We start from the raw sequence: 23967 nt of genomic DNA, 5'->3' as shown, positions 1-23967 counted from the left end.
AATCATAGGCCAAAATGCCGCACTATGGGGAAATCAAACCCAATTGCATGGCCCGAACGACAGTATGGGTACGGTTGGCGGTCTCTAGCTGTTTTGACAAGGTCTTTAGGTAATCACGGACAGAATATTCGCTAATTGATAATATCGCGCCAATTTCCCAATTGGTTTTGCCGCGCGCCACCAATGTCAGCACCGTGCGTTCCCGGTCGGTCAATCGCATTATTTGAAGCTGTTGATCTGTGCCCTGTAATTCATCAATTACGCCGTAGGCCATATGGGACAGCATTTCCAAGCGCAGGCAGTCTATTTTAGAGATATCCAGCGGAGCCTTGGCGCCCATTGTGACCGCCCCCGGTGCACCGAGACGACGATGAATGGGCACGACAAAACCGTCGACCATACCGTGTTCACGCGCATCTTTGACAAATTTCTCTTGCGCAGGCGTCAAATCCACAAAGGCTTCTTTATAGAAAAATGCCCGATTAATCCGCATCGCCAGATGAATACAGGGATCGATATGGATATAGCCATTGTCGAAATAAACCTTTGCCCATTCCGGCATATTAGATCGGAAAAATTGAGGCTCGCCTTGCGGATGGCTTAGCATAAAGCCCCACCGCCCAATAAAGAGGAAATCAAGGCCGAGGCCTTTAGCATAGTCCAAAAAAGTATCAAAGACGGCATCTGGGTCCGTCGCATTATACATTTGGTCCGCAATGCCCAATAAGGTCTTAAACGTCACCGATTTCCCCAACATACTGCTATTGCAGCCCCACAACACCATAGCCCAACACCTTAAAGGCGTAAACGCGCTAATCTCACTTTTTTAGTTATTGAAAATTGGACTAAAATGACGCTAGCCTTTATGGGCGGTTTCCCCTAATTTTAAGCCTAATTTTAGTAAGATATAAGGCAAAGTCATGGCAGAGAACGCATTTCCAACAGGCACATTAATGGCAGGCAAGCGTGGCCTTATCATGGGTGTCGCGAATAAAAACTCTATTGCTTGGGCGATTGCACAACAGCTCGCTGCCCAAGGCGCCGAACTAGCCTTTACCTATCAGGGCGAAAACTTGCTACGCCGCGTCAAACCTCTGGCTGAAAGTGTTGGCTCTGACACGCTTTTAGAGTGTGACGTGACGGATGACGCCACAATGGACAGCACCTTTGCCGCCCTGAAAGACAAATGGGGCACAATGGATTTCCTTGTCCACGCCATTGCTTTTGCGGGTAAAGACCAACTGGCGGGCAGCTTTATTGATAATACGACACGCGACGGCTTCAAATCCGCGCTTGATATTTCCGCCTATAGCTTTGTCGACGCAGGCCGCCGCGCGAGCCAGATGATGAATGATGACGGCGCCATGGTAACGCTCACCTATCTTGGATCTGAACGGGTTATTCCCAATTACAATGTCATGGGCGTGGCCAAAGCCGCGCTTGAGGCGTCCACCCGCTATATGGCGGCAGATCTTGGCCCGCGCGGTATCCGCGTCAACGCCATATCCGCAGGCCCAATTAAAACACTGGCGGCGGCCGGTATTGGCTCTGGCCGTCACATGTTCCGCTTTAACAAAGCCGCCAGTGCGATGCAGGACAATACCGATGCCAAAGGCGTCGCGGGCGCAGCCCTTTATCTGCTATCCGACCTCGGCGCGTCTTGCACGGGTGAAACCCACCACGTCGACGGCGGCTTCCACGCCATCGGCATGCCCCAAGAAGACGCATTACGCGCGAGTTTGGAAAGCTAGGCCGCGCTGTCTAAATCATCGCGGCTTAGCTTTGCGGCGGCGAAATAAACAAGCTCCATGAGGACAATCGGGCGGCCCCTGTTGACGCTAGACGCGAGGGCGGCGGCGAATGCGGCTGTACCGTCAGATAATCGCACAGTTGTGCGTTGTGTCGGGGCGAAACGCGGTTCTGAAAACCACTGTGTGACTTCTGATATATGAAAATCCTGTTGAATAAGGGTCAGGGTTTTTTCAATCACTTTAGACCGTGTCTTTGTCCCGAGCCGTCGGCCCATCTGCGCGATGAGCGCCTCTGCGCCAGGTTCAGTGAGCATTTCTACGACCATTGTTTTCATAATCTCGCAATAAGGTTTTATGGTTAATCGACCCTTAATGCGACATGGCAATCGAAAGCAGATAGGCCCCATTGTTTAATCAAACCTAAACAAGGCAAGCCGTATGAAAGCTATGAAGACCATATGTGGAAGCGTTATAAATTAAACGAAAGCTTAAGACAGCCCTGCAAATGAAAGCAGAGCATTCCATATAAGAATTAACGCGCCTACGCGCTATCCATCACCGCGCTATAAATCTCTGTCCCGCTCATTTTAGGGGAACGGCCCGCCGCAAAAGCCTCTTCGACTAAGCTTTGAACACGGGCATTTATCGGCGCACTCAGGCCGACGCTGCGCGCGAGGGCGACGATTTCGCCTTGTAAATATTCAATCTCACAAGGGCGTCCACTATCAAGGTCATCCAGCATGGACGACCGTGCAGACGGGTCGATTTTAACAATACGGTTCATGATAATAGCGTAAATCCAGTTGGGCAAAGGTAGGATTTTTAGCATTTTTTGCGGCGATGCTTTGCCAAAAGCTGCCGGTGTAATCCCGGCCTTGTTTAATATGTCGATAGCCTCTGCAATCATCGCGGCCAGCACAAGGCGGTAAGGGCGTTGCATCAGGCCAGAAAGCAATGTGCCACCAGACAAGGCGTTCAGCCCGTTATTGAGGTTCACCAAGAGTTTTCCCCACTGCACGGCCGTGATATCGTCCGACATTGTGACACTGTGCCCTGCCCGCGCAAAGGCCTCTTTTAACTCTGTTAGGCGGCGGTCATCATGGGCCTGTATTGTCACGCCCCCTTCTGTGCCGCAGTGCCATGTCGCGGCCTCTGTACGGGTGACATTAAACGGCACAACAGCGCCGAGCACGATACCCTGTCCAGCCAAGCCGTTGTCTAACGTTGGTTTATTACGAAGGCCATTTTGGAAACTGATAACTAGTGTATCATCATTGATGTGGGGCGCAATTGAGGCCGCCGCCTCTGCGCTGTCTTGGGATTTAACACAGATGATAACGATATCGGCCATAGCCAAAGCGTCAGCGTCAGGCCCTTCGTAAAAGTTAAATTGCGCTGCACTAACGACAATGGGGTCGCGGTCAAAATGTGTAAGGCGAAAACCGTCTTTGACCCGCGTCGCCATAGAGACACGCCCGATAAAGCTGACATCGCATCCCGCGCTGGCAAGCTGCCCACCGCAATATAGTCCAATAGATCCTGCCCCAAAGATAGCGATAGAAAGCGGCGTATCCCTTACGCTCACTTAACCTGCGGCCTTTTCCATGGCTTCTGCCAGGGTGACGTCTTTGTGAGTAACCCCGCCCGCATCATGAGTGGTCAGCGTCACATCGACCCGGTTATAGACATTAAACCATTCAGGGTGATGATCCATTTTATCAGCGATAATGGCAATACGGGTCATAAAACCGAAGGCCTCGGCGAAATCATCAAATTTGAACACTTTGGTGATAAAATCATCGCCACCTGTCCAGCCGGGCAAGTCTTGGGCAACATCTTTGGGGTTAAGCACGTCCATGGGCGGCTCCTATGAGAGTGGGTAAAGCGAGTAATTCGTGTCTTTTTAGCCACAGACACTGTAAAAAAGCGAGCTATTTTCTATAAATATGAAGATTTGCGCGCAACCCCAGCGAGCGTGCCACAGTCCCGCCACAATTATTACGCTTTATTAACCTTAGGGCTGTCAGGACGGTATCGCGCGATGTTCATGTCCCGTGCAGGCTAAACCCTGTAACGGGATTTAACAGCGAGATTATTGTGGGACCTATGCGTTTCGGCACTGAACTTGCACAGACAGGCCAAAGATCGTCTTTATTCCTATAATAGGATGGTCGGTCATTCGTTTTAAAGGGTATGGATATGACGATGCTTAAATTGAAATCAAAAACTGGCGCTTTGGCCTCTGGATTACTGGCCAGCGCAACATTTAGCGTGAGCGCTTTTGCAGGTAGCGGCCCAACGGCCCCAAGCTACACACCGGATATGCTGCCCGCTAGTCCGCAAGCTGGCATGTGTTACGCCCGCGTTGAAATTCCGGCGCAATACGCCACTGAATCCGAACGTGTTGCAGTTCACGATCCCTATGAAGACATTATTGTCGACCAAGCCGAATTAGTGACGCGCCAAGAACAAGTTGAAATTAAAGAAGCTTCCGTACGGTATGAAGTCCGTCAGCCGACGTTTAAATCCGTGTCTGAACAAGTGATGGTCCGCCCAAGCTATGACAAGCTGACGGTAACACCCCCACAATTTGTGACAAAAACATCTTGTGTCGATTGCGGGCCGCCTCGTCTTGTGTGGAAACGCGGTAATCCTGGGAAATTAATGGCGCAAGGCTATAAGGTTCACTCAACCGCTGATGCGGGTATTGGCGGTCGCGGTTATAGCTCGACAACTATGTACGGCGCGCAAGGCGGCACACAATGCGGCGAGAACTGCGAGATTTGGTGCCTTGTCGAAGTGCCTGGCGAACAGGTCGAATATAACCGCAAAGTTATCGTGCAACCCGCGCAAGTACAGCGCCAGTCCGTTCCCGCAAAATACCGCTCTATTATGAAACAGGTTGTGGCCGATCCCGGTGGCGTACGTGAAATTCCTGTGCCTGCACAATACCGTTCTATCACAGTAGAAGAGGTTGCCCGTCCAGCCGATGTTCGCAAAGTCAATGTGCCAACACAATTTGCCGATGTTGCCAAAAAGGTTCTCATCAGCGCAGAACGTTACGAATGGCGTCAAGTCGTCTGTAAGCCCGGCACACAAAATTACAGCACAACATCTTCTAGCACATATAGCAGCGGCGGTGCGTCGTCATATACATCTGGATCTAGCTATAGCAGCGGCTCCAGCTATTCTGGCGCAACTTATGGCGCTAGCACATCACCAAGCTACGCGACGTCTGGCCATTCTAGCTCAAGCTATGTGGCGCCAAGCTCCTCAGGGTCAAGCTACTCTGGTTCAAGCCACTCAACATCGAGCTTTGACAGCACAACAGCGTCATCAGCTACTATTTACAGCTCTGATTATACGATGGGCACAAATAACGATTTGACGCGTAGTTATAACAATGGCGTAGCTTATGGCCTAAATGACCCAGTCAGTGGCACGGGCCTTACAACGGCACCAACAGCATCGCAAATGGGTCGTGGTTGTGCTGATGGCAGCACGACATGCTATAAAAGCAATCCATACGAATCCCGCTAAGCGGTTTTAAATTTTGATTAAGCCTCGTCGTTTCGGCGGGGCTTTTTTATATCTAATGTCCAGACGTTGACGCTACCGCCCAAAGGCCAGAGGCGATCATGACAACACCGATCAGGATATTAAACGCTTTTGCCGCGCGTGCACTGCGAAGCCAATTGCGAATAGACTGCGCACCGTAAGCATAAGCCGCCAGTCCGACCATTTCTGTGACGGTGACAGTTATCAACATAATCGTAAATTGCGGAGCCATGGCTTTGGACGCATCGAAATAGGCGGGCAGTAAAAGGCCGAAAAAAACCAATGGCATAGGGCTACTAATTTGTAATGCAAAGCCTTGGGCATACAGCCGTGAGCGACGCGGCGCGTCATCGCGACTAATATCCGCCGAGGGTAACGGCCCAAATATAGTCTTTAAGCCCAGATAAAATATCACCATAAGCCCAGTTAATTTTAAGGCCAAAAACCCTTGTGGATAAGCGGTTGCGAGCGCCGCCGCGCCCGATGCTGCCAGAACTAACCACAATACATTGGCCGACGCCACACCCAGCGCAGGCAATAGCGCAGGACGAAAGCCGTAACGAAACGCTGATGCCAAGACCAACATCACCGCAGGCCCCGGCGTCAATCCGCCGATACCAAACAAAGCAACAAGCGCTATCCATAAATCAAATGACATAGGGCTGATTAGGGCGGGCATTGAATAGGGTCAATATGGATTTGGTGGAGTGTGTTGCCCTCCCTGATACCAACTGTTACTTTTCACACTGACAAAGCAGAGGTGTACACGACGATGTATGATCCAAAAGGAAACGGTATAGAAAAATCGGTTGGCTCTGTGCAGTTTACTGAAACACGACCGCCCCAACATCTGAAATCAATTGTGCATCGCTATCTGGACATCCACACTGAAAATACGCTCCTGCATGACTACCGCTTTCACGCCCTGCCTGATGCTTGCACTTATGTGATATTCGACCAACGCGATAGAAGGATCGCTGGTCTTTCGAAATTACGAGCGACCTCTGAGGAACTCAATTTGGGTCGGAATTTTTCTTTTGTGAATATTCGGTTTTTACCAGGCGTGTGGCAAGATCACGATGAGGCAATTCTATCAGGAATAGTAGACAAGCCATACGCAGGTAAGCTGCCCTTGCTTCAAATAAATCAAGAGATGACAGGTTTGGACTTTGCGGAAAAACAAGTCGTTTTATCACGCTTTGTTGATACGCTGATTGAAAATAAACAAGTTGTTGCAAATCCAATAACGCAAAAGATATTTGAAAATATAGATGACATTAAGACCGTATCAAATATGGCGCATTTTGCGCAACTGTCACCGAGACAGTTGCAACGCAAACTTAAAACAACGACCGGCTTTGCACCGCATGACTTTTTAAAAGTAATACGATTGCAACAAACCCTAAGCGGCAAGGATATATCATCCTATGCCGACCAAGCCCACTTCATACATTCATTTCGTAAAGCAACAGGATATACACCCGCGCGTTACACTAAAAAATTTGATGTCTGATTTATACAATACGCAACAGCTTCAAAGCCGTAAGTGTTTTACTTCAATAGAACATATAGGATTTAAAAATGACAAAGATGAACGCCGTTGGATGGTTTGATATTTATGTTAACGACCTTGACCGTGCCGTATTATTTTATGAAACGGTGCTAGGCTATACGCTTGAAGAATTAATTGATGCATCGGGTGAAACGCAGATGATGAGCTTTCCATCGAATATGGGGGCTTATGGCGCATCTGGCGCCCTGACCAAATCGCCCTATGCCGCACCAGGCGTCGGAGGAACAATAGTGTATTTTTCTGTCGCGGACTGCGAAATTGAGCAATCCCGGATTGTGGATGCGGGCGGTCAGCTCATTCGACCCAAATTTTCTATCGGGGAATTTGGTTGGGTCACATTATGCAAAGATACAGAGGGCAATATGTTTGGGCTCAGTTCGATGACGTAAGCGCTTGTCGGGCAGGCCCATCGCCTGCCCGATTATGCCCGCATTAAGCGCTCTAGCGCCGTAAAACGACACGCGGATAGGTGCCGTAGCCATGTATGAGTTGCACAAATTCCCAGCCTTCCATACCCAACCTATTTAGGCGCTCTTCGATAACAGCGTCTTGTTTTTCTTGGCTAAAAAAGATACCCGCTTTAATCGTTTCGACTTTATAATTCCATTTTCTATTTTGCATTATCTGTATCCTTCTTTTTGGAAGACCCGTCTTTTAGCCGCCCCGACTGACGCAGCGCATCGCGCAGAACATATTCAATCTGTGCATTGACGCTCCGTAGTTCATCATCTGACCAACGGCGCATCGCGGTCAGCACTTCAGCGCTGATCCGCAAGGGATATGATTTTTTATCGGCCACTATCTATTGGTAAAGCGAGCCAGTATTAACCACAGGTTGCGTCGCCCGATCTGAACATAATACGACCAGAAGGTTAGACACCATCGCCGCACGGCGTTCGTTATCCAACTCGACCACGCCCTTTTGTGACAACTCGTCCAACGCCATTTCGACCATACCGACCGCACCTTCGACAATTTTTTGACGCGCTGCGATAATCGCACCTGCTTGCTGACGTTGCAGCATGGCTTGGGCAATTTCAGGGGAATAGGCCAAATGGGAGATGCGTGATTCAATCACGTTAATCCCAGCTTGCGCCAAACGGTCTTGAATTTCCGCACGAAGACGCTCGGAAATTTCAGCCGGATGAGACCGAAGGCTAATCTGTCCGTCTTCATTCTGATCATAAGGGTAGCTAGTTGCCATGGCACGTATGGCGGATTCGCTTTGGATTTGCACAAAGCTTTCATAGTCATCGACGTTAAAGACCGCTTCAGCAGAATCGCTGACTTCCCACACCACAATGGCCGCAATTTCAATGGGCGAGCCGTCGAGTTCATTGACTTTCAAACGTCCACTTTCAAAGTTACGCACCCGAAAGCTTACTTTTTTCTTCGTATAAAAGGGATTGTTAAACCGCAGACCGTTAGCCCGCACTGTGCCAATATATTTCCCAAACAGGCTTAGCACCGCCGATTGGTTTGGTTCGACCTTATAAAGACCCGCAATCAAAAATATAACAATGGGCACGGCGATAATAATCGCGACGGGCGTCACCATACGGCTAACGACGCCAAAAGCGATAAGTCCGATCACTCCCAATAGGACAATCAAAAACGGTATCCCGCTGACCGATTTTACTTCACGTTCTGCAATATCACTCATATTTTTCTCCTTTTTGCAATGAATTGATATCATTTTGATATCTAATTGTCAAACATGTGGGGTGCGAATTGGAAAACAAGGTAAACGATCTGTATTTCTGCTATTGTATTTTCACAAGGCTTGCTCTGATTGCCGCACGGCGTTAGGAGAACGCCAAGACGGCACAGCTTGCTGCGCAACTCAGACATGTAGAGTATTATGGAATTCGCCCAATATTTTGATTTAGAGCTTTTCGCGGCCGCCTTTGCCGTGTTGTTTGTGATTATTGACCCGCCGGGATGCGCGCCAATTTTTGCGACCCTGACCCAAGGCACGACGCGCAAACACCAAAAAGATATGGCGTTCAAAGCGGTCTCTGTTGCGGCAGTCATCCTTGTGCTGTTTGCCTATTTCGGGGATTGGGTCTTCGCCAAGCTAGGCATTAGTCTTGACGCGCTACGCATTGCGGGCGGCATCATGCTCTTTGTCATTGGTCTGAATATGGTGTTCGAGAAACGCACAGAAACGCGCGAAGAACGCGCCGAAGACTTGCTAGAAGAAATTGGCGACCCCGAAGATATTTCAGTGTTCCCCATGGGCATCCCTATGATTGCAGGGCCTGGCACAATGGCGTCTTTGCTGATTTTATCATCTGAGGCTGGTAATGGCCTCCCCCAACAAATCGCCATAATGAGCGCGCTAGGCGCTGTCCTCATCATCACATTAGTTTCGTTTTTAATTTCTGGCCTTTTGATGAAATTAATGGGCAAAACCTTTACCAATGTACTGACCCGTGTTCTGGGTGTATTGCTCGCGACCCTCGCGGCGCAATTTATATTGGACGGCATTAAAGGCGCTTTATTCTAGGCATAAAAGCCAGAGGCGTATGACAATTTGCGGTTATAAAAAACTGTTCGCTTGATAGTTAAACGAACTAAGTCCCGCCTCGCCCGTAATTATTCCATGATAGATCCTACGCTTAAATCCGTCACGGCTCCACCGCGCGGAGATATTTATGATCCGTTGTCGTTGGCTTCCGATTGGAAAGACCACCCCCGTGACGGCATAGCCTTGCGCGAGGCTTACAGCTGGGAGGAAGCGCGCCTATCGGTTATGCGAAGTGCCGCCTTTGATGACCCGTCGTGTGGTCCGCTTGTTTATGGCTGGATACCCGCCACGTCGATATCCCTCTCAAAACGCGAAGCGGCCAAACTAGGCGTTCGGGAAGATTTTACACTCAAAGGCTTCACCGCAGAGCCGCTCGCCATTCGCGGCACAGGCGGCACCGCCGTACCCCAAGGCCCTGGCACAATGAACATCACCTTTTTCACGCGCCACAAAGCGCACCCCGGCGTTCACGAGACTTACAACGCTATGTGTCAGGCCTTGCAAACAGGGTTTAATGCGCTGAGCATTACTACGGAAATCGGGGCGAAACCGGGTAGCTTTTGCGACGGGGATTACAATCTTTTGTATAAAGGGCGAAAGCTAGTTGGGACAGCGCAACGGTGGTGCCGCGCGCGCAACGGCGATACGATTGGCGTGCATCATGCCGTCGTTTTAACGGGCGGCGACCCGATGGAGCTTTGCGTGCGATTGTCAAAATTATACAATATTGCCGGACACCCTACGGTCTATGACCCCAGCGCCCATAGCGATAAGAGAATAGATCCAGATACACTGCGAGACGCCCTAAGCGCACCATTAGCAGCCTTTATCACCCAATAATTTCAGCCATAAAAAAAACCGCCACAGATTGCTGCGGCGGTTTCTTTTTTAAATGACGTCAGGCTTAAAACGCAGCCAATTTACCTTCGTTTTTCGCAAGCAGATAATAGAAGGTTACACGGTTTTTCATGCGGTCTTTTTGCATTGTCTCGCAAACGGCCATGACCAATGCGTCAAGCTCTGATTGCGCGTCTGTCATGCCAAACTTTTTAACCAACAGACTATCACGAACAGTGTTGCGCTCTGTCTCGTCTGAGCAGGCCACAAACATGCCGTCACGGCTTTGCAGCGCGATACCGCAATAGTTCACGATTTTTTTGATAACAGCAACGTCAGCATCGGCGTCATAACCTTGTACGTCGGCGATGAAAGAGGCGTATTTGTCATCAGTTTTAGTCGCTTTTGCCTTAGCGGTGTCTTTTTTGACAACTGGCGTCTTTGCTTTGGCAGGCTTGGCTGCGACTTTAGCCATATTGGATAATTTGGCTTCTAAGGCGTCAACTTCGGCTTCCAACGCGCTAACGCGGGACTTAGCAGATGGTAACATATCGACAACAGCGTCGCGGCCATCAAGGGCGGTATCTTTTACCGTTGTAATGACTTTGGCTTGTGTTTCTTTGGCCGTAACAGACGCTTTGGCTTCGATAAGCTCGCCTTTGACAACCAGATCCGCAAAAAGCTCTGATGTCAGTTGACGCGCTTGTGCGGCACGCATCTGCGCGCGTTCAAACATCAGGCCGTGAAGACCGACATAGGCGCGGCGCGCACGGCGGACAGTTTTAACAGGAGCAAGGCCGTTATATGTGGTAGCGGCTTTTTTAAATGTTGTATTCATGGTGTATCTCTTTCGGATAGCAGGTCATTCGATGAGATATAGATAGGCCTTTAAATTAGAATGCGCGTCCTAACTTTTGGCGCATTTGGGCTCGCCCATAAAAAAACCGCCCTCTGATAGCAGAGAGCGGTTTTAAATCTTAAGCGCAATAAGCTCTACTCTTCAGCAGGCTTGTCTTCTGCGGCAGGTGCCTCTTCAGCGGGGGCTTCTGCTGCTGGGGCTTCCTCAGCTGACGCGTTTTTCGCGGCTTCAGCAGCCTCTTTAGCAGCGGCGTCAGCGGCTTCTTTAGCCTCTTTTGCCGCCTGCTTGGCTTCTTCTTCAGCCGCCTTGCGGGCTTCTTCTTTTTCTTTCTTGTCGATGATCATTTGCTTGGCTTTGGCACCGGGCTCACCTTTGGACGGGTTATTGCCAGCTTTCCAATCCCAAAGACCAGCCGCGCCCAGAAAACGCGCAACGCGCTCTGTTGGACGGGCGCCTTTGGCGAGCCATTCTTTACATTTTTCAACATCAAGCTGCACGCGGTCCTCAGAGTCTTTAGGCAGCATTGGGTTATAAGACCCGACGCGGTCGATGAAACGACCATCACGCGGTGCGCGGCTATCGGCGATAACAACGCGGTAATAAGGACGTTTTTTGGCGCCGTGACGGGCCAGACGGATTTTAAGTGACATAATGTTTTCCTTTTAATGTCGAGTGTAATTCAGTTATTTCTTTTTCTTACCAAAGGGAGAGCCAAGGCCGGGGAGACCCCCACCAAGACCCGGTAACTTACCACCAATACCCGGCAGTTTCGGGACGCCAGAGCCGGAGCCCAATTGTTTTTTCAAATCTTCGAGCATTGCCGGATCTATATCGCCAGGATTAGGCATACCGCCCATCTGGCCGCCTTTGGCGCTCATCCCGCCGGGCATTTTGGGCATACCGGGCATACCACCGCCCATAGCTTGCATCATACCGGCCATACCGCCCTTGCCCATTTTCTTCATCATATCGGACATTTGGCGGTGCATCTTAAGAAGCTTATTGACCTCTTGCACGGACATACCGGACCCCGCCGCGATACGTTTTTTACGCGACGCTTTCAGCAGTGCAGGATTTTTACGCTCAGTTGGCGTCATAGACAGGATGATGGCTTGTTGCTGTTTTAACAGCTTATCGTCAACGCCGCCTGCCGCATCCAGCTGTTTTTTCATTTTGCCCATGCCAGGCATCATTTTCATCAGGCCGCCCATGCCGCCCATTTTCTGCATCTGGCCAAGTTGCTTGCCAAGGTCGTCGAGATCAAATGTCCCTTTTTCCATTTTCTTGGCAACGCGTTCGGCTTCTTTGGCGTCCAGCACTTCAGAGGCGCGCTCCACAAGAGAGACAATATCGCCTTGACCCAAAATACGGCCCGCAAGGCGTTCGGCGTCAAAGGCCTCAATCGCGTCTAGCTTTTCGCCAGTGCCCAAAAACTTAATCGGCAAGCCTGTCACGGCACGCATAGACAGCGCTGCACCGCCGCGCCCATCACCGTCAATCCGGGTCAGGACAAGACCCGTCAGCGGTAATTGCGCGTGAAAACGTTTGGCCGTTTCCACCGCGTCTTGACCTGTCAAACTATCAGCCACCAGCAGCGTCTCGACAGGCTTGGCGATTGCAGCAATCTCGGCCACCTCAGCCATCAATTCTTCGTCAATTGTGGTGCGACCCGCCGTATCAAGGAAGACAACGTCATAACCGCCTTTGGCCCCCTGATCCATGGCGCGCGCCGCAATATCGACAGCCGATTCGCCCGCGACAATCGGAAGGAAGCCATTACCTGTTTGCTCGGCCAAAATACCAAGCTGCTCCATGGCGGCTGGACGGCGCGTATCAAGGGACGCCAGAAGGACTTTTTTCTTATGGCGGTCTTTTAGGAATTTCGCGATTTTGCCAGAGGTCGTGGTTTTACCAGAACCCTGTAAACCAGCCATCAAAATCGCAACGGGCGGACGCCCCGCAAGCTGTAGCTGGCTGGAGATCGCGCTGGCTTCTTTGCCGTCATCAGACAAAGACCCGCCGAGCATTTCAACCAGACCGTCATGCACGATTTTAACAACCTGCTGCCCAGGCTTAATTGACTTGATGACCTTGTCACCAACGGCTTCGTCTTTGATTTTCGCAATAAAGTCTTTGACGACAGGTAGGGCGACATCGGCCTCTAGCAAGGCCACGCGAATTTCGCGCAGGGCTGCGGACACGTCTTTTTCCGACAGCGCCCCACGCCCTGTCAGGTTGTCAAATACACCCGTTAATTTATCGCCGAGAGCCTCGAACATACACACTCCATAATGCGCATAAGCCAAAAAGCTCCGGTGGACGTAGACGTCGACCGGAGGACCCTGTCTGCAACATCCCATCATTTTGGGGCTCGCACAGATCAGAGCGCAAATTGACATTGCGCTGAATGAGCGGGGCTATAGCGGGGGCGCGAGCCCATGTCAAATGGGGAAGTGGGTCGTTGTGACAGCCGTCACGACGCCAGCGATCACACCGCGCTATGGGATAAACATCATTTATCACGGAGCGCATCATGAAATTACCCAAAACCGTCGCGAAAGCTTTCTACGCAACATCAAAGCCAAAGGCAAAAAAGGGCGCAAAAGACAAAGACGCAGCGGCGCAATCACCCGCCGCGCGTGCTATCACCGCGTCACCAGCTGGTGAGCCGTCCTATTGCGACTATATTGCCGAGCAAGCCAATATCTATCAGCACTGGAAATGTGACGGCAAAGCCAACACTATGACACCTGTGGGCAATGCGGGCGATTGTCCGTGCTCAGGAAGTAGCGGCAGCGGCTCTGGCGGTAGCACCGCGAGTAGTGGTGTCGACCTAATTGTCTTAATCGATGGCAGCGGATCTATGGATGCTGCGGCCCAAACGATTGAACGCGTTGCCCCGCGCGCCTTTGAGGTCGCCAAAGACCGTTGCGGCGCGGATGCGACTGTCACCTATCTATATTGCGACGGCGATGATCGCGGCACGCAATCAGGAGTACTAAATATTCGCGGATGGACATCTAGCCTATTTCTAAAAAGCCACGAGCAGCATTTGATAACAAACGCAAGTGCGAGTGGGCCATTTGCCAGTGACGGTGACCGCCTATTAGGGTCTGAGCAAGGCGGCAAAGCCATTAAAGATTTATGCGAATTGAACAATTGGACGCCTGGCAATTGCCGCGCCATATTATATGTCAGCGACGAATATCTAGACTCTGTTTATGCCCGCACTGTGGCGGCCTCCCGCGCGGCGGCCGATATGGCTATCGCGGCAGCAAACGCAGCTGGCGTCACGCTATTCACCCATTTTATTGGCCCAAACCGCCTTCCCAATCGAGCTGATATCGCGTCCCATTATCAGGATATGGCAGACCAAACAGGTGGTGCTGCGCAAACGGACCTCTCCGCCGCACCTGTCGCAGAGGAAACCTACATTGACCTCATTTCACAAGCCATTTGCGAAGGTTGCGGCAATAGTGCGCCGTCTTGTACGACTGCCGCCCTCCCCGAATTAGAGCCCTGTGTCTCGATTACATGGGGTGATAGCGCTTGTGATAGTATGGAGGGCGACGACCATGAGGAAATCTGCATTTCTATCTGTAACTGCTATGATAATGTGACATTTAAGAATGTCCGTATTGGCGGTATCGTTATCACAGACGAGAACGGCCGCACCCCGCCGCGCCTGCCCGACGGAAGTCCGTCATCAGAATTATATTCAGTCGGCCCCTATTGTTTTGGCGACATTGGTCCCTGCGTTGACGGAGAGACAAGCTGCGTGACCCGCAATGCCGTGATTATAAACCGCGGGCTGCCACCGGGAACATGGAAAGTGCGTATGATTGGATTATGTTTTGACGTGGTGCATCATTATGATGAACAAGAACTGGAATTTAGCTTTGACGTTTGTAAAAACTAGCCCTCAAATATCTTCTATCATGTCGTCGCGGGGCGGCATGGTGTAATTCAGCGCCAATCGCCCACCGTCAGGATAGATTGTTTGTCCTGTAATATAGCTGGCGTCCTCGGACGCGAGGAAGGCAGCGACCCCCGCGACCTCATCGGGTTGCCCAATACGGCCCAGCGGCGTGCGGGCGTAAATCTTGTCTTGCGCTTCTTTATCGCCCGCAACACCGGCGAGCATATTGGTCTTAATAGACCCCGGGCCAATGGCATTGACACGAATACCATATGGCGCAAGTTCCAATGCCATAGCACGCGTCATTTGCCGCATACCGCCCTTAGACACAGTGTAGGCCAGATAATCGGGAATGGCGACTTCCTCATTGATAGAGGACATATTGATAATGGAATAAGGGCGTTCCGTGAGGCGTGATCGGTCTTCGCGATTTTCAATTTCATCGAACATAAACCGCGTCACGGCTTTGGAGACAAGAAACGCACCGCGCAGGTTAACGGCCAAGACGCGGTCAAAGTCTTCCTCTGACAGATCTAAAATCCCGCCTGGCAAGGCAATACCCGCATTATTAATCAGCACGTCAATGCGCCCAAAGGCGCTGACGGTCTCTGCGATAAGGTTATGGACTTCTAGCTTATCAGAGACATCGCAATGCACGTAAATCGCGCGCGAGGGATCGGCCACAATATCATCAAGCGCGCGCGCACCTTCGGTGTCCTCTCGGTCTGCGATAACCACGCGGTAGCCGTCTTCATAAAACCGCCGCACACAGGCAAAGCCAATGCCGCGCGCACCGCCCGTAACCAAGACCACTTTTTCTGACATAGTTGCTCCCTTGGCTGCTCATGATAACGCTGCCAGCATACGGTAAATGTGCCGCAACGTCATACGTGGGGGGCCAAGCGTCAAGATATTTTTACAAACAGCCGTAAGGCGTCTAAAATATGCAGCCAATAAAAAAGCCAGACCGAAAGGTCTAGCTATGGCGGCTTAGTTATCAGACAAAGCGTTAATTTGATCTTTGATCATTAACTTTTGCTTTTTCAATGTTGCGATTTGCGCGGGGTCAGCGGCGGGGTGTTTCGACTCGGTTCGGATTTTATCATCCAGTTTAGCGTGTTTATTTTCTAACTCTCTTACATGGGCCGCAGCGCTCATAGGATCCTCCATTCGCGTTATTGATAAATTTATCATAGCATAAGTTTTCGCGCGAGTCCCACATGACTTTTGAATATGGTTTATTTGTAATCCATATGATATGAAGAGTGGTGCTGTTTAAAGGCTCATGCGGATAAGGACCTTTGATGGATAATTCTGATATAACGGGTGATATAGATGATCTTGTGGACGAGCCGTCCGAGGACGATTTGCTTGTACTGCTCGAGCGTCTTAAATCTGAACATCGCCGTATTGATAAAGAGATTAGAGCGCTGGAAGAAAATGGCGTCTCTGACATGCTGAAAATCAAACGCATGAAAAAGATAAAGTTATCGATTAAAGACCAAGTGACCTATCTGGAAAATATGCTGACGCCAGACATTATTGCGTAAGACTATAATCGCCTTGATGACTTTAACGCGACCGTTTGGCCACATACATATTGCGGTCAGCCCGGGCCAAAATCTGCTCTGCTGTATCCTCGGCCTCGCACGGGGCCACACCCCACGCCGCCGTGACATTAATATCCCCCGTTGGCAGTTCGACGCATTGGTCTTTTATGCGGCACGCGAGGGCTGCGGCTTTGGCTTTGGCGGCGGCCACTTCGGATTTGAACAAAAGCACGCCAAATTCATCGCCGCCTAGGCGCGCGACCAAGTCACAACTACGCACCCCGCCGACCAGCACATCACCCACTTGGCGTAACAATTCATCCCCAATGGCATGACCAAATTGGTCATTGATGGATTTAAATCCGTTCAAGTCAAAAAAGATAACGCTGGATAAAATATCATAGCGCGCCATAACCGTTTTCGCACGGTCAACCTCACGAATGAAAGCGCGGCGATTATAAATCGGGACGAGCGGATCCGTATCGGCTTTGCGTTCCAAATCCAGCAGCTCTAAGCGCAGACGATTAACCTCTAGCGTTAGGCGTTCATTTTCATTGCGCAGACGACGTTCTGCAACGGCTTTGTCCGCCGAGATGTATTTCTCGCCGTCTTGTAGCACTGTTGTGACGCGTGATTGCATGAACCCAAACCCTTTTATCTTATGCCCCCTCTTGCCATGCAGGGTCTTAATAAAGGCCAAATATGACGGGCAATCCAACGTCTGACTGTGACTATGGTTAACAGTTCCTTTCAACGCGCGATGAATACCGCCCATATTTACGCTTTGACGCGGGCACAAACTCGGCTAATGTCTCTTGCTTTCCAAGGGTGAAATTCACCATAGCCAAAGCAAAGTCTCGTTGATCCCATGACTAACCGTAATTCAGCACATGCCAATACAAGCCCCTCGCCCAAGGTGGCGATTATTATGGGCTCGACATCTGATTGGCCGACGATGTCTCACGCGGCAGACGCACTAGACACGCTAGGTGTGGCTTATGACGTCAAGGTTATTTCCGCGCACCGCACACCTGATAGGTTATATGATTTTGCCAAGGGCGCGGCGAAGGCGGGCTATCACGTGATTATCGCAGGCGCTGGTGGTGCCGCACATCTGCCCGGTATGGCGGCAGCTATGACGGCCCTGCCCGTCTTGGGCGTGCCGGTTGAGAGCAAAGCGCTTTCAGGCATGGACAGCCTGCTGTCGATTGCGCAAATGCCCGGCGGTATCCCCGTGGGAACATTGGCCATTGGCAAAGCGGGCGCGAAGAACGCAGGGCTAATGGCTGCGGCCATATTAGCACTATCGGATGACGCCGTTGCAACTGCCCTCGCGGCATGGCGTGCCGCGCAAACAGACAGTGTCGCCGACGCGCCTGATATTGACTAGCATGACAACTGATGCCGCACGCCACCACGGGGCTACACCCCTGCCGCCCGGGTCCACCATTGGGATACTCGGCGGTGGACAATTGGGCCGTATGCTGGCGCTAGCGGCTGCGCGCCTTGGCTTTAAGGTGCATATCTATTGCCCAGACGCAGGCGGCCCCGCTGCCCAAGTCGCGGATGCAGAACTGAATGCGCCCTATGATAATTTAAAAGCCGTCCATGCCTTTGCCAGTCGGTGTGATGTCATTACTTATGAATTTGAAAACATCCCGTCCATGTCGGCCCGTACGGCGGCGACCGCATGTCCCGTGCGTCCACGCCCCAAGGCGCTGGATGTGGCCCAAGACCGTGTCACGGAAAAAACCTTTATTCATGATACGGCGGGCGTCCCCGTAACAGGGTTTCGCGCGGTCAATAATGAATTTGACGCCATCCGCGCCGCGCGGTCGCTGGGACTACCGTCAGTTCTAAAAACGCGGCGCTTTGGGTATGACGGCAAAGGTCAAGCGATTGTCAAAACGGAGAGCGCTATAAAGACCGCCTATAAAGAGCTTGGCGGCCAAGATTTAATCCTAGAAGCGTTCGTGCCGTTTGTGCGCGAGGTTTCTGTTGTCGCGGCGCGCAGTGTCAACGGCGAGACGGCGAGCTATCCACTGATTGAAAATGTGCATAAGAACCACATGCTTCATACCAGTGTCGCCCCCACCCGCGGAGATACGGGCGAAGCCCAAAAACTCGCGATTAAAATATTAGAAGCGCTTGATTATATCGGCGTTATGGCGACAGAATTTTTCCAGCTTGAGGACGGCTCGCTGATTGTCAATGAAATCGCGCCGCGTGTTCACAATAGTGGTCACTGGACACAAGACGCAGGATGTGTCGATCAGTTTGAGCTTCACATCCGCGCGATTTGTGGCTGGCCGCTTGGCAATGTCGTCCCCCGCCATACTGTCGAGATGACAAACCTTGTCGGCACCGATGTCAATGATTGGCAAACGATTGCCAAAGACCCAAGCGCGGCCCTGCATTTATACGGCAAAACTGACCCGCGTCCGGGCCGCAAAATGGGTCATGTGAACCGCATTAAATCCTAGGGTTTTACAGCACGCATAAACTAATGCGTGCCGTCATGAATAACCAAAACATCATAACCTTCATAGGCATCATAAAACGTCGACGCATTATTGGGTCCATTATTCGCGGTCTTTTGGCGCTTAGCTATTTTTAATGCAAAGGGATTATCAGACGATAGGCCAACCAGCCGCTTTCCGTTCTGACTGTCGACGGGCCAGCCATTATCATTCCACCCAATCCATAAAAAATCGCCATGCCACTGTGTGGTGTGGCTCGGATTGACAAAGGCGCCATATGTCCCTGCATAGTCCAAGACATTATCGACATTGGTTTGGTGCCAATAATTGATACCAAATCGCTTATGTCCATTAAGAATACTGGACAGTGTATTGACGCCGTTGATACGGTTTTGGCTACTCTTATTGTTACCTTCTAAATATCCCTTGGGCTTCGGTATCGTCTTTGTCTTACGCTTGACCATATAGAGAACAATGTTCATTTTCTCGCCGTTTTTATCTGTCACGTGCAAGAAGGTTTTGGTACGGTACTTTGGCCCAGAATATTTCATCCCGTGCTCACTAAAACCCGAAAGGTTTTTATAGGCCATCACGGAGAAATTCAGCATGGGCCATGTCTTTTTATAAGCGTTATGTAGTCGCGTGGCCGTACCCGATAAATCCGTGACGTCTAGGGTCTTGTTATTGACCACCGTGTAATACCCAAAATAGGATTCAATCAAACTATAACGCGTTTTGGCATCGACGCATTTCTGCCCCCATTTATGAACCTGTTCCGCTATATTTTTCAACTTGGCCTCATAAGAACCACGATCATGGACGTCGCCCGCGACTGCGGCAATTGTCGCAAAGGCATCCGCATCGGTGAAATTTGGATTTGCGGCACGGTCATGAATGACCTGCACCGCCGCGTGGGTTGCCGCCGCCATATGCGCATATTGCAGAAGATAGGTGCCGAGGTTTAAGACCTCATCCACATTCCCCCAATTTTGATTATAAGCCAGCTGCAAAATATTTGGCGCCAAGAGTGTACCAACGCAGTAGTCTTCAATCTGGCCGACCGCCTTACGAAGCGCGAGCAAATCAATTTTTTGAAGCGCTGCTTCTTGCAAGCGTGTGCTTTTCCCGTTTCGCCGATTAAAGGCCATGGTGCTGAGAATAGAATGGGCCGTTTCAATGACGGCGACCTGATTTTGTAATGTCTGCTTTGCGTTTGCATCCAAAACCTTGTTGCCCATGGCTTTAAACTGCTGGTTTACAACGCCCTTTAGATTGGCAACGTCCCGCCCGACTTGCTGTACGGCGTCAAGGATTTGGTCTTCTTTGCTTTTGATCGGCAGAAAGGCCTGCACGACCGACAGGCCGACCGAGACCACTTGCAGCCCAATCGCGATTTTTGACATAAAGGCGAGCTTGGTCAGCACGTCGTCAACTTCGCTAAGCGTTTTGCCCGCGTCTTTTAATTCATTCGCCGCTTTGGATAGTTCGGATAATTTGGACGCGCCTTTTTCGGCATAGCCCACATATTTCTTAGCCTCGGCCGCAGCCTGTGCTGGTGTCGTCATAGTTTTCGCCCCGATGACAAAGTGAGCGAACCTGTGGCTCACTTCAATTTAATCATGGAATGATAGTGATGGATTTAAGGCGTCTTGTAAAGAGTGGCGGCATCAGCAGCCATATTCGCGGCTATATTGTCGCGACTAGGTTATCCACGGCGACGTCGTTTTGGCTTTGACCCGTAACGGAGCGCGCCTAAGATTTCCGCAGGGTTTGGCCAGTTTTCTGTCTTTGATTTAAACTGCCATTTAGCTTTTTCAAACTGCATGACATTGGCAATGCGGGCGTCAACAAAAGCGCGGGCGTCCGCCTTGTCCGCGCTGCTATCGCCGAGCCAAGCTATAAGGCTACTGCCGATCACGCCTGATAATATGGTGCGTTTAGAGTAATAATTGTAATCGGTACTGGTATCACCAATGGCGCGCCAAATAGTGTGGGCCGCCGTCCAGATTTGTTTGGGCCCTTGTCCAATTGCGTCAGGTAAGGTGAGCCGCGCAGACGCCCGTTTGGCCGCGGCGCTATGCGGGCCAATGGCTTCTAGCCGCGCAATGACACCGGCGGTGACTTTGTCACGAATTTTCATCGATGATAAATCAAGGTCACCTAGATAAGCTTCAACCGCTGCGTCGCATTCACTGGCCCAAAAACCGATAAGTTCCAGCGGCCCGTCAGGAAAATAAAGTGCGTCCGACCCGTCGGGCAAATCACAGGCTTTGCACGCTTCGCGCAGGGTTTTGCTGGTCCAGCCGTCAAAGGCAGCGATGGGTAGGGCCGCGTCCAGTATCGCGCGGCGCATATCGTGTGATGGGTCTGACATAGATGATATATAGGGGCGATAGGCCCGCGCGTCACGGGGAAAAGCTGCGACTCTTTGCGAGCTGTCTCGACGGCCTATTTTGGTGATTGACGCAGCACGGCGCGTTTAAACCACGCGCCCAAGCCTTTTACGCCACCGCCCGACAGCACGCCGTAACGGAACAGCCGTTCCGCTAGCCAGATAACACCGATGGACAGCAGCGCCAAAAAGCCCGCTGATAAACACAGCTCCCATAGCGGCGGGTCAGACGGCAAGCGCACAAGGCTTGCAAAAGGGGCCGATAAAGGAAACCACCCCGCAAAGGTCAGTATCGGGCTGTCGGGCGCATTTATACCGTATGGCACGACTAGAACACTGACCGTCAGGATTAACATGATAGGCGTCGTCAGCGTCTGCGCGTCCTGCATACTATTGGCCATAGCGCCCAGCGCAATAAACAGGGCACCGTAAAACACATAACCCAAGATAAGGAAGATAAAGAAAAATATCATCAATTTTGGCGTAAAGGCCGAGGTCAGCGCTTCGGCCATATCAGGCGGGCCAGAGACGATGAGGGCAATGATAAACACGCCAAACAATGCGATATAGGGTAGCATCGCCGTGATAGTCAGCGCCGCAACCCCCAACAACTTGCCCCAGATAATTTCGGAAAACCGCGTGGATGCCAGCATCATCTCAAGAAGCTTATTCAGCTTTTCTTCCAACATGGACGTCAAAAGCATATAAGAGCCAGAAAAGACGGTGAACCAGAGTATAATAGACATAGCCGCCGCAATTAAATACGGCGCACGGTCTTTGCGCGTAACCTTTTGATCATCGGCACTGTCTGTGACGGCCTTAGAGGGGTCAAAAAATGTGACGGGCAAAGCCGTATCGCGAATTGTCACGAGTCTATCGCGGCTCAGGCCTTTTTCACCCAAATAATCGGCTTCGGCTTTGTCACGGAAATAACGTTGCGCGAGGTTCTTAACCGTGCGCGCATTGACTTGGCGTGACCAATAATCAGCCTCAATCGGGTCTGTATCGCGGATATGCAAAAGACCGTTTAGCGTGATTGCTTCGCCGTCCACTGTGATTTTTTTCTCGCCGTTTAAATAGGGCTTCATCCCCTCCACGGTGTCAGCGGGGGGATCAACAAAGATCGTTTTTTTCTTGGGCTGTTTTAACCGCTCAAACATGTCTGGGTTTTTACGCTTGGTAAAGTCCATCGCGGCATCAACGCCGTCCGCCTCTAAGATGGCCTCCATGGCCTCTATGTCGTCTTCAGACAGCATAAAGCCTGCAAAGCCGCGCAAGGCTATGGCTCTCTCGCGGTCAAAATTAGCTTGGGCGCGGGCCTCTATCGCGACGCGGTTTACACCCGTATCATCAATGATTGTCTCATACCGTGCGGGCTCAATATCGCCAAAGTTACCCGTGCCAAATAAAAATCCAAGGCCGCCAAAGATGATGGGAATGAAAAAGGACAGCCAAAATCCCCACGTTTTAATATATCCGACATAATCACGGCGCGCGACCAGCAGCGTCCGGCGAAGGCTTATGCCGCTCATGTGCTTGCTCCTGTGTTTGCCGCAAAGGCGTCATCGCCCATGGTATCAACAACGTCTTGGCCGACCATGGCAACGAAAGCCTCGTGCAGGCTCGCCTGCTTTGGCTCAAACCGCTTCAGCTTGACGCCTTTATTCACGCAGGCCTCAAGCACGTCATGGGCTTCGGCGGTGTCTTTAAGGACTATGCCAACGGCCCCGTCATCACGGCGAATAAACTCCCCCGCAAAAGGGGTCACTGTGGACAATAGCGCGTCATTATCAGAATCCAGCACAAGACGGCGCGGCGCTTTGTTGAGCGCAGCTTCGGTGCTGCCGTCAAAAACCTTGCGCCCGCCCGACATCAGGATAATGCGGTCACAAAGCCGTTCGGCATGTTCCATTACATGCGTTGAAAAAATGATTGTGCGGCCTTGGCCCGCAATCTCTCTGACAATTGACTCCAGCACTTGCTGATTGACAGGGTCCAGGCCCGAGAACGGCTCGTCTAGGATATAAAACTCTGGATCATGGGCAATGGCGGCTAGAAGCTGCACTTTTTGCGCCATGCCTTTGGACATGTCTTTGTTCTTTTTCTTGCGCGCATCACCCAGACCGTAACGCTCCAGCATGGCGTCGGCGCGCTTGAAAGCATCCCGCTTTCCCATACCGTTAAGCCGCGCCAAATGCGCAATGGCTTCGCGGGCATTTTGCTTTTTATACAGGCCGCGCTCTTCGGGCAGAAAACCAATGCGCCCAAAGATATGCGCGCTGGGCGGGCGACCGAAAAGCTCGACACGGCCGCTATCGGGTTTTACCAACCCTAAGGCCATGCGTAGGGTCGTCGTTTTCCCCGCACCGTTAGGGCCCAAAAACCCAACAATCTCGCCGGGCTTTACCGTAAAAGATACATCATCCACAGCCTGCTTTCCTGCGAATGATTTTGAAACGTGATTGACGGATAAGGGAGGTGTCATGGAAATCCTGTTAGTTGATAGCCTATCTTTTAG

The 23967-nt window shown here is 51.1% G+C and carries 27 protein-coding genes and 1 pseudogene; 10 read left to right on the top strand and 18 right to left on the bottom strand.

From position 1 onward, the window contains the following. Positions 1–22: 22 nt before the first annotated feature. Entirely contained in the window at positions 23–742 is a 720-nt protein-coding gene (locus AB6B37_RS00490) for an autoinducer binding domain-containing protein (protein ID WP_371396934.1), read from the bottom strand. Positions 743–920: 178 nt separating this feature from the next. On the opposite strand from AB6B37_RS00490, the gene AB6B37_RS00485 reads away from it, so the two are divergent. Then, positions 921–1751, top strand: a complete 831-nt coding sequence (locus AB6B37_RS00485; RefSeq protein ID WP_371396933.1) for an enoyl-ACP reductase — start codon at positions 921–923, stop codon at positions 1749–1751. Here the strand turns inward: AB6B37_RS00485 and AB6B37_RS00480 are convergent. The 3 genes from AB6B37_RS00480 to AB6B37_RS00470 all read right to left on the bottom strand — a co-directional run bounded on the left by AB6B37_RS00480 (position 1748) and on the right by AB6B37_RS00470 (position 3609). Further along, positions 1748–2086, bottom strand: a complete 339-nt coding sequence (locus tag AB6B37_RS00480; protein ID WP_371396932.1) for a hypothetical protein — start codon at positions 2084–2086, stop codon at positions 1748–1750. The genes AB6B37_RS00485 and AB6B37_RS00480 overlap by 4 nt on opposite strands. 206 nt (positions 2087–2292) lie before the next feature. Then, the gene (locus AB6B37_RS00475) at positions 2293–3336 is read right to left on the bottom strand and encodes a 2-dehydropantoate 2-reductase (RefSeq protein ID WP_371396931.1); all 1044 of its coding nucleotides are present in this window, start codon (positions 3334–3336) and stop codon (positions 2293–2295) included. After that, positions 3337–3609: a 4a-hydroxytetrahydrobiopterin dehydratase gene (locus AB6B37_RS00470; protein WP_371396930.1), complete on the bottom strand. Its 273-nt coding sequence runs from the start codon at positions 3607–3609 to the stop codon at positions 3337–3339. A gap of 341 nt (positions 3610–3950) precedes the next feature. Here AB6B37_RS00470 and AB6B37_RS00465 point away from each other — a divergent pair, with 341 nt between their 5' ends. Further along, on the top strand, positions 3951–5291 hold the full coding sequence (locus AB6B37_RS00465) for a hypothetical protein (protein WP_371396929.1): 1341 nt from the start codon (positions 3951–3953) through the stop codon (positions 5289–5291). A 52-nt stretch (positions 5292–5343) separates the two neighbouring features. On the opposite strand, the gene AB6B37_RS00460 is transcribed toward AB6B37_RS00465, so the two are convergent. Further along, positions 5344–5967: a LysE family translocator gene (locus tag AB6B37_RS00460; RefSeq protein WP_371396928.1), complete on the bottom strand. Its 624-nt coding sequence runs from the start codon at positions 5965–5967 to the stop codon at positions 5344–5346. A 114-nt stretch (positions 5968–6081) separates the two neighbouring features. On the opposite strand from AB6B37_RS00460, the gene AB6B37_RS00455 reads away from it, so the two are divergent. Together AB6B37_RS00455 and AB6B37_RS00450 are read left to right on the top strand one after the other, a co-directional pair. After that, positions 6082–6822, top strand: a complete 741-nt coding sequence (locus AB6B37_RS00455; RefSeq protein ID WP_371396927.1) for a helix-turn-helix domain-containing protein — start codon at positions 6082–6084, stop codon at positions 6820–6822. Positions 6823–6890: 68 nt separating this feature from the next. Then, a complete protein-coding gene (locus AB6B37_RS00450; RefSeq protein WP_371396926.1) occupies positions 6891–7271 on the top strand; it encodes a VOC family protein in 381 nt (126 codons plus the stop codon). Positions 7272–7323: 52 nt separating this feature from the next. Here the strand turns inward: AB6B37_RS00450 and AB6B37_RS00445 are convergent, their stop codons facing one another. The 3 genes and pseudogenes from AB6B37_RS00445 to AB6B37_RS00435 form a co-directional block, all read right to left on the bottom strand. After that, the gene (locus AB6B37_RS00445; protein ID WP_371396925.1) at positions 7324–7503 is read right to left on the bottom strand and encodes a DUF4177 domain-containing protein; all 180 of its coding nucleotides are present in this window, start codon (positions 7501–7503) and stop codon (positions 7324–7326) included. Further along, a complete protein-coding gene (locus AB6B37_RS00440; protein WP_371396924.1) occupies positions 7493–7681 on the bottom strand; it encodes an Arc family DNA binding domain-containing protein in 189 nt (62 codons plus the stop codon). The genes AB6B37_RS00445 and AB6B37_RS00440 overlap by 11 nt, the downstream gene beginning before the upstream one ends. Before the next feature lie 3 nt (positions 7682–7684). Continuing rightward, positions 7685–8413: pseudogene (locus tag AB6B37_RS00435) on the bottom strand (SPFH domain-containing protein); the annotation flags it as partial. Positions 8414–8743: 330 nt separating this feature from the next. Between AB6B37_RS00435 and AB6B37_RS00430 the strand changes: the two are divergent. Together AB6B37_RS00430 and AB6B37_RS00425 are read left to right on the top strand one after the other, a co-directional pair. Continuing rightward, complete coding sequence (locus AB6B37_RS00430) at positions 8744–9391, top strand: MarC family protein (protein ID WP_371396923.1); 648 nt, start codon at positions 8744–8746, stop codon at positions 9389–9391. 96 nt (positions 9392–9487) lie between these two features. After that, positions 9488–10252 (top strand): hypothetical protein, encoded by a 765-nt coding sequence (locus AB6B37_RS00425; RefSeq protein WP_371396922.1) that lies wholly within the window; start codon positions 9488–9490, stop codon positions 10250–10252. Positions 10253–10316: 64 nt separating this feature from the next. On the opposite strand, the gene AB6B37_RS00420 is transcribed toward AB6B37_RS00425, so the two are convergent. The 3 genes from AB6B37_RS00420 to ffh form a co-directional block, all read right to left on the bottom strand. Beyond that, positions 10317–11087: a DUF2853 family protein gene (locus AB6B37_RS00420; protein WP_371396921.1), complete on the bottom strand. Its 771-nt coding sequence runs from the start codon at positions 11085–11087 to the stop codon at positions 10317–10319. A 155-nt stretch (positions 11088–11242) separates the two neighbouring features. After that, complete coding sequence (gene rpsP / locus AB6B37_RS00415) at positions 11243–11758, bottom strand: 30S ribosomal protein S16 (RefSeq protein WP_371396920.1); 516 nt, start codon at positions 11756–11758, stop codon at positions 11243–11245. A gap of 33 nt (positions 11759–11791) precedes the next feature. Continuing rightward, positions 11792–13387, bottom strand: coding sequence for a signal recognition particle protein (gene ffh / locus AB6B37_RS00410; RefSeq protein ID WP_371396919.1), 1596 nt, complete (start codon positions 13385–13387; stop codon positions 11792–11794). Positions 13388–13641: 254 nt separating this feature from the next. Here ffh and AB6B37_RS00405 point away from each other — a divergent pair, with 254 nt between their 5' ends. Continuing rightward, positions 13642–15027, top strand: a complete 1386-nt coding sequence (locus tag AB6B37_RS00405; protein WP_371396918.1) for a hypothetical protein — start codon at positions 13642–13644, stop codon at positions 15025–15027. A gap of 3 nt (positions 15028–15030) precedes the next feature. Here AB6B37_RS00405 and AB6B37_RS00400 read toward each other — a convergent pair whose 3' ends face one another. Both AB6B37_RS00400 and AB6B37_RS00395 read right to left on the bottom strand, forming a co-directional pair. Continuing rightward, positions 15031–15852 carry an SDR family NAD(P)-dependent oxidoreductase gene (locus AB6B37_RS00400; RefSeq protein WP_371396917.1) on the bottom strand — a complete coding sequence of 274 codons (822 nt, stop codon included), beginning with the start codon at positions 15850–15852 and terminating at the stop codon, positions 15031–15033. Positions 15853–16017: 165 nt separating this feature from the next. Then, entirely contained in the window at positions 16018–16185 is a 168-nt protein-coding gene (locus AB6B37_RS00395) for a YdcH family protein (RefSeq protein ID WP_371396916.1), read from the bottom strand. Between the two features lie 146 nt (positions 16186–16331). Between AB6B37_RS00395 and AB6B37_RS00390 the strand changes: the two genes are divergently transcribed. Continuing rightward, positions 16332–16577, top strand: coding sequence for a YdcH family protein (locus AB6B37_RS00390; RefSeq protein WP_371396915.1), 246 nt, complete (start codon positions 16332–16334; stop codon positions 16575–16577). 22 nt (positions 16578–16599) lie between these two features. On the opposite strand, the gene AB6B37_RS00385 is transcribed toward AB6B37_RS00390, so the two are convergent. Then, positions 16600–17217, bottom strand: a complete 618-nt coding sequence (locus AB6B37_RS00385; RefSeq protein WP_371396914.1) for a GGDEF domain-containing protein — start codon at positions 17215–17217, stop codon at positions 16600–16602. A 228-nt stretch (positions 17218–17445) separates the two neighbouring features. On the opposite strand from AB6B37_RS00385, the gene purE reads away from it, so the two are divergent. After that, positions 17446–17967, top strand: a complete 522-nt coding sequence (purE, locus tag AB6B37_RS00380) for a 5-(carboxyamino)imidazole ribonucleotide mutase (RefSeq protein WP_371396913.1) — start codon at positions 17446–17448, stop codon at positions 17965–17967. A 1-nt stretch (position 17968) separates the two neighbouring features. Further along, the gene (locus AB6B37_RS00375; protein WP_371396912.1) at positions 17969–19060 is read left to right on the top strand and encodes a 5-(carboxyamino)imidazole ribonucleotide synthase; all 1092 of its coding nucleotides are present in this window, start codon (positions 17969–17971) and stop codon (positions 19058–19060) included. Positions 19061–19080: 20 nt separating this feature from the next. On the opposite strand, the gene AB6B37_RS00370 is transcribed toward AB6B37_RS00375, so the two are convergent. From AB6B37_RS00370 to AB6B37_RS00355, 4 genes are all read right to left on the bottom strand, one after another. Next, positions 19081–20622, bottom strand: a complete 1542-nt coding sequence (locus tag AB6B37_RS00370; protein ID WP_371396911.1) for a hypothetical protein — start codon at positions 20620–20622, stop codon at positions 19081–19083. A gap of 140 nt (positions 20623–20762) precedes the next feature. Next, the gene (locus AB6B37_RS00365; RefSeq protein WP_371396910.1) at positions 20763–21431 is read right to left on the bottom strand and encodes a COQ9 family protein; all 669 of its coding nucleotides are present in this window, start codon (positions 21429–21431) and stop codon (positions 20763–20765) included. A 74-nt stretch (positions 21432–21505) separates the two neighbouring features. Next, positions 21506–22981 (bottom strand): ABC transporter permease, encoded by a 1476-nt coding sequence (locus tag AB6B37_RS00360; protein WP_371396909.1) that lies wholly within the window; start codon positions 22979–22981, stop codon positions 21506–21508. Then, positions 22978–23934: an ABC transporter ATP-binding protein gene (locus AB6B37_RS00355; RefSeq protein WP_371396908.1), complete on the bottom strand. Its 957-nt coding sequence runs from the start codon at positions 23932–23934 to the stop codon at positions 22978–22980. Before AB6B37_RS00355 ends, AB6B37_RS00360 begins: the two co-directional genes overlap by 4 nt. Positions 23935–23967: the final 33 nt, after the last annotated feature.

The organism is Fretibacter rubidus (assembly GCF_041429785.1).
Taxonomy (GTDB): Bacteria; Pseudomonadota; Alphaproteobacteria; order Caulobacterales; family Maricaulaceae; genus Fretibacter; species Fretibacter rubidus.
Note: the sequence above shows the minus strand (reverse complement) of the source record. Positions and strands in the feature narration are given on the sequence as shown.